12 protein-coding genes are annotated in these 11,421 nt (G+C 71.1%); 10 read left to right on the top strand and 2 right to left on the bottom strand.

The features are described 5' to 3' along the window. Positions 1 to 284: 284 nt before the first annotated feature. Positions 285 to 1,415 (top strand): class I SAM-dependent methyltransferase, encoded by a 1,131-nt coding sequence (locus ACWD3I_RS30680; RefSeq protein ID WP_365413531.1) that lies wholly within the window; start codon positions 285 to 287, stop codon positions 1,413 to 1,415. Between the two features lie 7 nt (positions 1,416 to 1,422). Here ACWD3I_RS30680 and ligD read toward each other — a convergent pair whose 3' ends face one another. Then, positions 1,423 to 2,439 (bottom strand): non-homologous end-joining DNA ligase, encoded by a 1,017-nt coding sequence (gene ligD / locus ACWD3I_RS30685; RefSeq protein WP_365413533.1) that lies wholly within the window; start codon positions 2,437 to 2,439, stop codon positions 1,423 to 1,425. A gap of 75 nt (positions 2,440 to 2,514) precedes the next feature. On the opposite strand from ligD, the gene ACWD3I_RS30690 reads away from it, so the two are divergent. Together ACWD3I_RS30690 and ACWD3I_RS30695 are read left to right on the top strand one after the other, a co-directional pair. After that, positions 2,515 to 3,576: an ATP-dependent DNA ligase gene (locus ACWD3I_RS30690; RefSeq protein WP_365413535.1), complete on the top strand. Its 1,062-nt coding sequence runs from the start codon at positions 2,515 to 2,517 to the stop codon at positions 3,574 to 3,576. Between the two features lie 308 nt (positions 3,577 to 3,884). After that, positions 3,885 to 4,862, top strand: a complete 978-nt coding sequence (locus ACWD3I_RS30695) for a DUF3048 domain-containing protein (protein ID WP_365413537.1) — start codon at positions 3,885 to 3,887, stop codon at positions 4,860 to 4,862. On the opposite strand, the gene ACWD3I_RS30700 is transcribed toward ACWD3I_RS30695, so the two are convergent. After that, a complete protein-coding gene (locus ACWD3I_RS30700; protein WP_266885666.1) occupies positions 4,859 to 5,323 on the bottom strand; it encodes a MarR family winged helix-turn-helix transcriptional regulator in 465 nt (154 codons plus the stop codon). The genes ACWD3I_RS30695 and ACWD3I_RS30700 overlap by 4 nt on opposite strands. Positions 5,324 to 5,517: 194 nt before the next feature. Here ACWD3I_RS30700 and ACWD3I_RS30705 point away from each other — a divergent pair, with 194 nt between their 5' ends. The 7 genes from ACWD3I_RS30705 to ACWD3I_RS30735 all read left to right on the top strand — a co-directional run. Next, complete coding sequence (locus ACWD3I_RS30705; protein ID WP_365413540.1) at positions 5,518 to 6,273, top strand: CoA transferase subunit A; 756 nt, start codon at positions 5,518 to 5,520, stop codon at positions 6,271 to 6,273. Beyond that, positions 6,273 to 6,917: a CoA transferase subunit B gene (locus tag ACWD3I_RS30710; RefSeq protein WP_365413542.1), complete on the top strand. Its 645-nt coding sequence runs from the start codon at positions 6,273 to 6,275 to the stop codon at positions 6,915 to 6,917. The genes ACWD3I_RS30705 and ACWD3I_RS30710 overlap by 1 nt, the downstream gene beginning before the upstream one ends. Beyond that, positions 6,914 to 8,116, top strand: coding sequence for a thiolase family protein (locus ACWD3I_RS30715; protein WP_365413545.1), 1,203 nt, complete (start codon positions 6,914 to 6,916; stop codon positions 8,114 to 8,116). Before ACWD3I_RS30710 ends, ACWD3I_RS30715 begins: the two co-directional genes overlap by 4 nt. Positions 8,117 to 8,224: 108 nt before the next feature. Continuing rightward, a complete protein-coding gene (gene pcaH / locus ACWD3I_RS30720) occupies positions 8,225 to 8,998 on the top strand; it encodes a protocatechuate 3,4-dioxygenase subunit beta (RefSeq protein ID WP_365397112.1) in 774 nt (257 codons plus the stop codon). 6 nt (positions 8,999 to 9,004) lie between these two features. Beyond that, a complete protein-coding gene (pcaG, locus tag ACWD3I_RS30725) occupies positions 9,005 to 9,610 on the top strand; it encodes a protocatechuate 3,4-dioxygenase subunit alpha (protein WP_365397115.1) in 606 nt (201 codons plus the stop codon). Next, entirely contained in the window at positions 9,607 to 10,938 is a 1,332-nt protein-coding gene (gene pcaB, locus ACWD3I_RS30730; protein ID WP_365397118.1) for a 3-carboxy-cis,cis-muconate cycloisomerase, read from the top strand. Before pcaG ends, pcaB begins: the two co-directional genes overlap by 4 nt. After that, positions 10,935 to 11,421: alpha/beta fold hydrolase (locus tag ACWD3I_RS30735; protein ID WP_451084222.1), on the top strand; the 487-nt coding region annotated here is incomplete at its 3' end. The genes pcaB and ACWD3I_RS30735, both read left to right, overlap by 4 nt.

The following is an 11,421-nucleotide window of genomic DNA, read 5'->3' on the forward strand; positions in this document are numbered from 1 at the left end:
GGTGACGGTGGGCCGCACCCCGCAAACGGTTTGCCCGGCGGCAAGGGCACGTGCGAGCCTGCTGCCGTCCCCTCCCGACAGCCCCGACAGGACAGGTCATGACACTCGGCATGGTGCTCGGCGACGTCCCCGCTCGCGCTTCGACGCGGGAGCGGTAGCCCCGGCGCTCACAGAGAGCCCACCTGCCCTTTCACCCGCGGCCACGCCATCGCGTCGGCCGCTTCTCGTGCTCCTCGTCGAAGTGCTCTTCGTGTATCCGCACGTTCGACCACGAGGAGTCCACCGTGTCCACCATCTCCTGGACCGAGCCCCGCACCGACACCGTCCGGCACACCCGCTGGCACTCCGAGAGCGCCGCCCCCGCACCGCGACGCGTCGTCGTCGCCGACGACCGCATGCGCGCCGACAGTGCCCACCGTCTGGCCTGCGAGGGCACCGCGCTGCTCTGGCAGGGCGACTTCCACCACGCGCGCCGGCTCTTGGAGGCCATCGGCCGTCGTATCGACCGCAAGCCACCACGGCCCGGCGACAGCCCGAGCGAGTCCTTCCACCTGCACCGCAGGGCGCGCGGCCACCGTGCCCGGATCCTGGGCCGTCTCGTGGTGCCGCTGGCGGACGACCACGCTCTGGCCCTGCGCAGGGCCCCGGACGTCCGCGAGGCATGCGCCGCGGCCTACGGTCCACCCCGCGGCCCCGTGGTCATCTCCCTCAGGGAGTTGCTGGGCGTGCTCGGCGCACACGAGTGGCGTCGCAAGGGCGTCGAGGTACCCGCCCTCGGCGGCGCCCGCGTCCACCCCCACTACGGCGTGTTCTCCCCGGTCAGGGGCGAGTACGTGGACCTCGTCGCGACGGCACCCCTCCCCGTGCCCGCTCCCCGCACCGCGTTCGACCTGGGCACCGGGACGGGAGTGCTCGCCGCCGTGCTGGCCCGCCGGGGGTGCGGCCGCGTCACAGCCACCGACATCAGCCCGCGCGCCCTGGCCTGCGCCCGTGAGAACGCCCGACGGCTGGGCCTTGCCGAGCGCGTCGAGGTGACGGGTCCGGGGCTGTTCCCCGAGGGGCGCGCCGACCTCGTCGTCTGCAACCCGCCCTGGCTCCCGGCCCGGCCGACCTCCGCGCTGGAACAGGGCGTCTACGACCCGGGCGGCACCATGCTCCACGGGTTCCTGGACGGACTGGCAGACCATCTCGCACCGGGCGGCGAGGGCTGGCTGGTCCTGTCGGACCTGGCCGAGCATCTGGGGCTTCGCACACGCGGCGAGCTGCTCTCGGCGATCGAGGGCGCGGGATTGCGCGTACGCGGGAGGATCGGCACCAGTCCGCGTCACCGCCGCGCGACGGACCCCGGTGATCCCCTCCACGCGGCCCGTGGCCGGGAGACGACCTCGCTGTGGCGTCTGGCCGCCCGCGACTGATCCTCCGTCACGTGTCGTCGTGTCTGGCCCGGCTCGGCTGTACCCGCTTGGGCTCTCCCGGCATCTTCGGATACTCGGGCGGGTACGGCAGGTCGCCCAGACCGTGGTCGTGCTCGTCCTGGCGTGCCAGTTCCAGCAGCGCGTCGAGCGAGAAGGCGTGATCGTCCATGTCCGCGTGCACATCGCCGAGTTCGGCGAAGCGCGCGGGCATGGTCGCGAGGTCGAAGTCCTGGGGGTGTGCCTCGCCGACCTCGTCCCAGCGCAGGGGGGCGGAGACAGGGGCGTGCGGGCGGGGCCGTACGGAGTAGGCGGACGCGATGGTGCGATCTCTGGCGGTCTGGTTGTAGTCGATGAAGATGCGCTCGCCGCGCTCCTCCTTCCACCACTTGATCGTCACCTGGTCCGGCATCCGCCGTTCCATCTCCCGGCCCACCGCGATCGCGGCCCTGCGGACCTCCGTGAAGGTCCAGCGGGGTTCGATCGGCACGAACACATGCAGGCCCCGTCCGCCGGACGTCTTCGGCCAGCCGCGCAGTCCGCCGAACTCCTCCAGCACGGCACGGAGTTCACCCGCCGCGCGCACGGCGTCGTCGTAGTCCGTGCCGGGCTGCGGGTCGAGGTCGATGCGGAGTTCGTCGGGTCGGTCGACGTCGTCGCGCCGTACCGGCCAGGGGTGGAAGGTGAGCGTGCCGTACTGGGCGGCCCACAGGACGGCGGCCTCCTCGGTGGGGCACATCTCGTCGGCGCTGCGGCCGCTGGGGAAGGTGATGTGGGCGGTCGGGATCCAGTCGGGCATGTTCTTCGGTGCGCGCTTCTGGAAGAAGGACTCGCCGGTCACGCCGTCCGGGTAGCGCTCCAGGGTGGTGGGGCGGTTGCGCAGGGCCCGCAGGATGCCGGGGGCGACCGCCTGGTAGTAGCGGGCCAGGTCGAGCTTGGTGAACCCGCGCTCCGGGAAGAAGATCTTGTCCGGACTGGACAGCCGGACGGTCCGGCCGCCCACCTCCAGTTCCACCGCTTCACCCATGCGAGCCACGGTAGGCGCACCATGCAAACCTCGCACACCGGGCATATACGGCTTCACGGGCGCAGAATCGACTGCATGGATCTGCCGGTGATGCCGCCCGTGAAGCCGATGCTCGCCAAGTCGGTGGCCAGGATCCCGCCGGACATGCAGTACGAGGCGAAGTGGGACGGGTTCCGGGCGATCGTGTTCCGCGACGGGGCCGAGGTCGAGCTGGGCAGCCGTACCGGCAAGTCGCTGACCAGGTACTTCCCCGAGCTCGTGGCAGCCCTGCAAGAGAGAGTCCCCGAGCGCTGCGTGCTGGACGGGGAGATCGTGATTGCGCGGGGCGGCCGTCTGGACTTCGACGCGCTCACCGAGCGCATCCACCCGGCGGCCTCCCGGGTCCGTACGCTCGCCGAGCGGACGCCGGCGTCCTTCGTCGCATTCGACCTGCTGGCCCTCCAGGACGAGTCACTCCTGGACGTTCCGCAGAGCGACCGCAGAAGGCTGCTGACCACGGCACTGTCCGGGGCGACCGCCCCCGTGCACGTGGCCCCGGCGACCACGGACATCGAGGTGGCTCAGCGGTGGTTCGAGCAGTACGAGGGGGCCGGGCTCGACGGGGTCATCGCCAAGCCGCTCGCCCTGCGCTATCGCCCGGACGACCGCGCCATGTTCAAGATCAAGCACGAGCGCACGGCGGACGTCGTCGTCGCCGGCTACCGCTTCCACAAGAGCGGCCCGATCGTCGGCTCGCTCCTGCTCGGCCTCCACGACGACGAAGGCACCCTCCAGCACGTGGGCGTGTCGGCCGCCTTCCCGATGAAGCGGCGCGCCGAGCTGGTGACGGAGCTGGAGCCGCTGCGCATGGAGGACGCCACCGGACACCCCTGGGCGGCCTGGTCGGAGGAGGCGGCCCACGAGAGCGCCCGGCTGCCCGGGGCGCCGAGCCGCTGGTCGGGCAAGAAGGACCTGTCGTGGGTGGCGATCCGGCCGGAACGGGTGGCCGAGGTGGCGTACGACCACATGGAGAACGGCGTCCGGTTCCGGCACACGGCCCGCTTCCGCCGCTGGCGCCCGGACCGGGAGCCGGAGAGCTGCACCTACGCGCAGCTGGAGGAGCCCGTCAGGTACGACCTGAACGAGATCCTGGGCTGACCCACCGGGGCCCTGGGCCGCATCAGCACCTTCACCGCGCCGTCCTGCTTCTTTCGGGCACGTCCTCCACCCGTACGTCCCGCTCGCCCTGTCAGGTCACCGCCCTCATCACGCCACTCCCTTCAGGGCCTGCGCCGAACCGTGGTGTGGGCCGCTCGGCGTAGCAACACGCTCCTCAGAGGTACTCACCTCGACCGATCAAATCCCACCGGGTATGGCCATCAATGAACACATAAGCGCACAATCAGTGAAACGAGACTTGGGTGGCGACGGTGGGCATGGGACGAAGGGCGCGCAAGAGACGCGCCATGACTACGGCGGCGCTCCTGGCCGCCGCACTGACGGTTTCTCTGGCGGCGGGCTGCACAGGCACCAAGCAGCCCGGCCCGGTCGACGACGGACGAGGAACGGAGCAGAGCCAGGACCAGGACGAGGGCCCGAGCCAAGAGCCCTCGCAGAGTGAGCTGACCGGCGAGTCCGCGCTCGCCGTGAAGATCGACAACGCACGGGCCGCCCGCCCGCACACGGGCACCGATTCCGCGGACATCATCTACGCCGAGCAGGTCGAGGGCGGACTGAGCCGGCTGATGGCGGTGTACGCGACCAAGCTCCCCAAGGTCATCGGGCCGGTGCGCAGCGCCCGGGAGTCCGATCTGGAACTGCTGCGCCAGTTCGACCATCCGACGCTCGCCTTCTCCGGCGCCCAGGGGAAGCTGATGCCGCTGATCGACAAGGCGCCGCTGAACCCGCAGACACCCGAAAAGACGTCGGGCGCCTACTACCGGGGCGCCGACAAGCCCTCCCCGCACAACCTCTATCTGCGCCCGGACCGCCTGATGCCCTCGGTTCCGGGCTCGGACGCCCTGACGACCGGTTTCACCTACGGCGCCGCCCCGTCGTCCGGCGGGACGAAGGACACCTCGGAGACCGTGCGCTACCCGGCAGCCGCCTTCCGGTTCACCTGGTCCTCGAACCGGGACCGCTATCTGGTCTCGATGGACGGCACACCGACCGTGACGACCGCCGGCAAGCGGCTGGCCCCGGCGACGGTCGTCGTGCAGTACGTGAAGATCCGCAAGTCCGACTTCTACGACTTCCTCGGCAACAACACGCCGTACACCGAGACGGTGGGCTCCGGGAAGGCGAAGGTGCTGCGCGGCGGGAAGGCGTACACCGTCGACTGGAAGCGCGAGAAGGCGACGGACGGTACGACGTTCACGACGAGTGACGGCGACCCGGTGAACTTCGCCCGGGGGCAGGTCTGGGTGCTCTTCGCCAAGGCCTAGCGCTGGGCGACGAGGGGTTCCGCGGGATTGCGGAGCCCTTCGGCCGCGTCCGAGACGCGCTGGATCAGTTCGAAGAAGACGGACTGCTCCTCGGCGGAGAGCGGGGCCAGGAAGACCTGGTTCATCCGGGCCGTGCGCACGGTCAGTTTGCGGTGGGTTCGCAGCCCGTCGTCGGTGAGGCGCAGCAGGAACCGCCGGCCGTCCTGCGGGTCGCGCACCTTGTCGACCAGCCCGCGGCGGCCGAGACGGCTGATCACCTCGGCGATGGTGGACCGGTCCAGACCCACCCGCTCCCCCACCGTGCGCTGGTCGAGGCCCGGCTCGGCGACGAGCGCGTTGAGGACCGCGAACTGCGGCGAGGTGATCTCCTCCGAGACCATCGTGTTCCAGAGCAGGTAGTGCGCCTGCTGGAGCCGCCGGGCCAGGTGCCCGGGGTGGGTGGTGAGATCCACCGCGGCCATGTGCGCTCCTGAGGTCGGATTCGTAAGTGCACTGAACGATACCCGGCGAGGCACAGACTGTCTGCAACGTCGCCCACCCTTGTGACCTCACACTTCTCACAGGTCTTGACGTCGTCTCCGTCCGGTGGCAGCGTGAAGGAAACTTCACGGAAATACTCAGTGCCCTGATTAATCAGTGGGATGGAGCTTCACGCATGGACAAGGTGGTCGCCACCGCCGCCGAGGCGGTGGCCGATGTGCCGGACGGCGCGACACTCGCCGTCGGCGGCTTCGGACTCAGCGGTGTGCCGAACGTGCTGATCCAGGCCCTGTACGAGCGTGGGGTCAGCGGCCTCGGCGTGGTCTCCAACAACTGCGGGGCCATGGAGTCCGGGCTCGCGGTCCTGCTCGCCGCGGGCCGTATCGCACGGGTGACCGGCTCCTACATCGGGGCCAACAAGGAGTTCGCGCGGCAGTACCTGTCCGGCGAGCTCGAGGTCGAGATGATCCCGCAGGGCACGCTCGCCGAGCGGCTGCGCGCCGGTGGCGCGGGCATCCCCGCCTTCTTCACCCCCGCCGGGGTGGGCACCCAGGTCGCCGAGGGCGGACTGCCGTGGCGCTACGACGGTTCCGGCGGCGTCGCGCTCGCCTCGCCGCCGAAGGAGGTGCGGGAGTTCGACGGCACCGAGTACGTGCTGGAGCGCGGCATCCGCACGGACTTCGCGCTGGTGCGGGCGGCCAGGGGCGACCGGCACGGGAACCTCGTCTTCAACAAGTCCACGCGCAACTTCAACCCCCTCGCGGCGATGGCCGGCCGGGTGACGATCGCCGAGGTCGAGGAACTCGTCGAGCCGGGCGAGATCGAACCGGACGCGGTGCATCTGCCGGGGATCTTCGTGCAGCGGGTGGTGGCACTGACTCCGGAGCAGGCCGCCGACAAGCGGATCGAGCAGCGGACGGTGAGCAACTGATGGCCTGGACACGCGAGCAGATGGCCGCGCGGGCGGCGCGCGAGCTGCAGGACGGGCAGTACGTCAACCTCGGCATCGGCCTGCCCACACTGATCCCCAACTACCTCCCGTCCGGCGTCGAGGTGATCCTGGAGTCCGAGAACGGCATCCTGGGCACCGGCCCCTACCCCACCGAGGACCAGGTCGACCCGGACCTCATCAACGCCGGCAAGGAGACCGTCACGGTCCTGCCCGGTGCCTCCTTCTTCGACTCCGCGCTGTCCTTCTCGATGATCCGCGGCGGCCACATCGACGTCGCCGTGCTGGGCGCCATGCAGGTCTCCGCCAAGGGCGACCTCGCCAACTGGGCCATCCCCGGCAAGATGATCACCGGGATCGGCGGCGCGATGGACCTCGTCCACGGCGCCCGTACCGTCATCGTCGTCATGACCCACACAGCCAAGGACGGCTCCGCGAAGATCCTCGAGGAGTGCGCGCTGCCGTTGACCGGCAAGGGGTGCGTGAACCGGATCATCACCGACCTCGGCGTGATCGACGTGACGCCGGAGGGGCTCGTGCTGACCGAGGCCGCCCCCGGAGTCCTGGTCGACGAGATCATCGCCAAGACCGACGCCAAGCTGACCGTCGCGGAGGAACTGCTGTGAAGCCCGTCTACCTCGTCGACGCGGTCCGCACCCCGATCGGCCGCTACAACGGCGGCCTGTCCTCGGTACGCCCGGACGACCTGGCCGCCCACGCCATCCGCGAACTCCTCGCCCGTACGCCCGACCTGGACCCCTCCCGTGTCGAGGACGTCTACTTCGGCAACGCCAACGGCGCCGGCGAGGAGAACCGCAACGTCGCCCGCATGGGCGCCCTGCTCGCGGGCCTGCCCACCTCGGTCCCCGGCGTGACCGTCAACCGCCTGTGCGCGTCCGGCCTGGAGGCGGTCATCCAGGCGGCCCGCGCCATCGCGGTCGGCGACGCCTCCATCGCCGTGGCGGGCGGTGTGGAGTCGATGACCCGGGCACCGTACGTCCTGCCCAAGAACGACCGGGCCTTCCCCGCCGGGCACACCGAGCTGTACTCGACGACCCTCGGCTGGCGCATGGTCAACCCGAGGATGGACCCGCAGTGGACCGTCCCGCTGGGCGAGTCGGCCGAACTCATCGCCGACAAGCACAAGATCACACGTGAGCAGCAGGACGAGTTCGCGCTGGCCTCGCACCAGAAGGCCGCCAAGGCACAGGAGGCAGGGCTCTTCGACGCCGAGCTCGCGCCCGTGTCGATCCCGCAGCGCAAGGGCGACCCGGTGGACTTCGGCGCCGACGAGTGTGTGCGGGCCGACGCCTCCCTCGCCGCGATGGCGAAGCTCAAGCCGTCCTTCCGCACCTCCGGGGGAACGGTCACCGCGGGCAACGCGTCCCCTTTGAACGACGGTGCGGCGGCGCTGCTGCTGGTGGATGAGGAGGGCCTGCGGGCCACGGGACGGGAGCCGCTCGCCCGGGTCTCCGCGACCGGCGTGAACGCCCTCGATCCGGACTACTTCGGCCTCGCCCCCGTCGAGGCGGTTACGCGTGCGCTGGCCAAGGCGGGCAAGGGGTTTGACGATCTGTCGGTCCTGGAGCTGAACGAGGCGTTCGCCGCCCAGGTCCTGGGATGTGTTGCCGAGTGGCCTGAGTTCGACCCCGCGATCCTCAACCCGCAGGGCGGTGCCATCGCTCTCGGCCATCCGCTGGGTGCGTCGGGTGCCCGCCTCGCCGGTACCGTCGCCCATCAACTCGCTCGCCAGGGCAGTGGAGTCGGTGTCGCCACGTTGTGCATCGGCGTGGGGCAAGGACTCGCCCTCGTCCTGGAGCGCTGAACATCGATCGCGACTGCCGGCCGTCCGCGGCTGGTCGCGCAGTTCCCCCGCGCCCCTGACGGGGCGCGACCCCGGCCACCCGAATTTCAGGAAACCCCAGGACCTTCCATGACTCTCACCCAGCACGACATCGACCAGGAAATCGCCGCCGAGCACGCCGCCTACGAGAAGCGTGTCGCCGACGGTGCGCCCGTCGAGCATCAGCCGCGCCGCGACTACGCGCCGTACCGCTCCTCGGTCCTGCGCCACCCCAAACAGCCGCCGATCACGATCGACGTGTCCAAGGACCCGGAGCTGGTGGAGCTGCACTCCCCCGCCTTCGGTGAACGGGACATCACCGAGATCGACAACGACCTCACCCGGCAGCACAACGGTGAGCCGATCGGTGAGCGGATCACCGTCTCCGGGCGGCTCCTCGACCGGAACGGGCGCCCGCTGCGCGGTCAGTTGGTCGAGATCTGGCAGTCCAACTCGGCCGGCCGGTACGCCCATCAGCGCGAGCAGCACGACGCCCCGCTGGACCCGAACTTCACGGGCGTCGGCCGCACCCTCACCGACGGCGACGGCCACTACCGCTTCACGACGATCCAGCCGGGTCCGTACCCGTGGCGTCAGCACCTCAACGCCTGGCGCCCGGCACACATCCACTTCTCGCTCTTCGGCACGGCGTTCACCCAGCGGCTCGTGACGCAGATGTACTTCCCGGCCGACCCGCTGTTCCCGTACGACCCGATCATCCAGTCGGTGACGGACGACGCGGCCCGGCAGCGCCTCGTCGCGACGTACGACCACAACCTGTCGGTGCCGGAGTTCTCCATGGGCTACCACTGGGACATCGTGCTCGACGGCCCGCACGCCACCTGGATCGAAGAAGGGCGCTGACCTGCCATGACGAAGATCGACACAAGCCGTCCCGAGACGGTGCTGCCCACTCCGTCGCACACGGTCGGGCCCTTCTACGGCCACGCCCTCCCCTTCCCCGGCGGCGGCGACATCGCGCCCGTCGGCCACCCCGACACCATCGCGCTCCAGGGATACGTCTACGACGGCGAGGGCAACCCGCTGCCGGACGCGTTCGTGGAGCTGTGGGGCGCCGACCCGGACGGCAACGTTTCGACGGTCGACGGCTCCATGCGGCGCGACCCGTCGAGCGGCGGCTTCCTGGGCCGCAACGGCGTGGAGTTCACCGGCTGGGGGCGCATCCAGACGGACGCCAACGGCCACTGGTCCGCGAGGACGCTGCGGCCGGGCGCCCGGGGGCACAGCGCGCCGTACCTCAGCGTGTGCCTCTTCGCGCGGGGGCTCCTCGTGCACCTCTACACCCGTATCTACCTCCCGGGCGACGACGCGGCGCTCGCCGCGGACCCGCTGCTCTCCCAAGTGGACGAGGCGCGCCGGAACACGCTTATCGCTGCGGACGACGGCAAGGGGACCTACCGTTTCGACATCCGCCTTCAGGGCGAAGGCGAAACGGTCTTCCTGGAGTTCCAGTGACTTCTGCCGAACCCGACGCCGGTCTGCTCGCCCCCGGGTGGGCCGGCTCCCCCGCAGCCTCCGCGACGAGCGACACCGCGTATCTGCGGGCGCTGCTCGACGCGGAGTCCGCGCTGACCCGCGCCCAGGTGGCTCTGGGCCTGGCTCCCGAGGCGGCCGCCACAGCGGTCAACGCGGCGGCCCGATCCACGGACTTCGACGCCCAGGACATCGCCGTACGCGCGCGTGCGGGCGGCAATCCGGTGATCCCGCTCGTCGCCGACCTGACGAAGGCGGTCGTCGGGGAGTACGGGCCGTACGTCCACCGGGGTGCGACCAGCCAGGACATCATGGACACGGCGACGGTGCTGGTCGCCGTACGCACCCTCGACCTGGTCCGTGCCGACCTCGGGCGGACGGAGGCGGCGCTGGCCCGGCTGGCCGCCGAGCACCGGGACACCGCGATGCCGGGACGGACCTTGACCCAGCACGCCGTGCCGACGACCTTCGGGCTGAAGGCGGCCGGGTGGCGGTCGCTGGTGCTGGACGCGCGGGACCGGATCACGGCCGTACGGAACTCGCTGCCCGCCCAACTCGGCGGCGCGGCCGGGACCTTGGCCGCCTTCACCGCGTACGGCGCCACCGACCCGACCGCGCTGCCGGCGGCGTACGCCCGGGAACTCGGCCTGCGGGCGCCCGAGCTTCCCTGGCACACCCTGCGCACCCCGATCGCCGATCTCGCCGGGTGCCTGGCGTTCGCGGCCGGAGCGCTGGGGAAGCTCGCCACGGACGTGCTCACACTGGCCCGTACCGAGATCGCCGAGGTCTCCGAGGGCAGCGGCGGCGGTTCGTCGGCGATGCCCCACAAGGCGAATCCCGTACGGTCCACGCTGATCGCGGCCGCGGCCCGGCGGGCGCCGCAGCTCGCGGCCACGCTGTACGGGTCGCTGACCGCGGAGGACGAGCGGCCGGCCGGGGCCTGGCACGCGGAGTGGGAACCGCTGCGGGACCTGCTCCGGCTGGTCGGCGGCGCCGCCCGTGACGCCGCCGAACTCACCGAAGGGCTGCGGGTGCACGCGGAGGTGATGCGTGAACACCTGGACCTCACCCATGGGTTGATCGTCTCCGAGCGGCTCTCCGCCGAACTGGCGCCGGTGCTGGGCCGGGCCCGCGCCAAGGCCCTGCTGACCGAGCTGGCGAAGCGCACCTACGCCGAGGATCGAAGTCTGGGCGACATCCTGGCGGAGGAAGCGGAGTTGAAGGGCGTCGACCTCGACAGCCTCACCGACCCCGCCCGATACACAGGGGCCGCCGCCACCCTCACCGATCGTGCTCTGGAGCGACGTTGACCGAGAAACTCCTCAACCACCATGCCGAGGGCCCCGCTTCGGCTCCCCCGCTGATCCTCGGACCGTCGCTCGGGACCTCGTACGCCCTGTGGGACCAGGTCGCTCCCGAGCTCTCCATCACCCACCGGGTGGTCCGCTGGGACCTGCCGGGGCACGGCGGCGGCGCGGCCGGCCTGATCGGTCCCGGCGCCGGCATCGGTGACCTCGCCGACCTGGTGCTCGCGCTCGCGGACTCGCTCGGCATCGAGCGGTTCGCGTACGCGGGGGTGTCGCTGGGCGGTGCGGTCGGGCTGCACCTGGCCGTGCACCACCCCGAGCGGGTGTCGTCGCTGGCCGTGATCTGCTCGTCGTCGCACTTCAACGGTGCGAAGGCGTGGGAGGAGCGGGCCGCGCGGGTCCGTGCCGAGGGCATGGAATGGCTCGTGGAGAGTGCGGACGCCCGCTGGTTCACGTCCGGCTTCACGGTGCCCCGGCTCGTCCAGG

The sequence above is a fragment of the Streptomyces sp. NPDC002817 genome, from assembly GCF_053592055.1.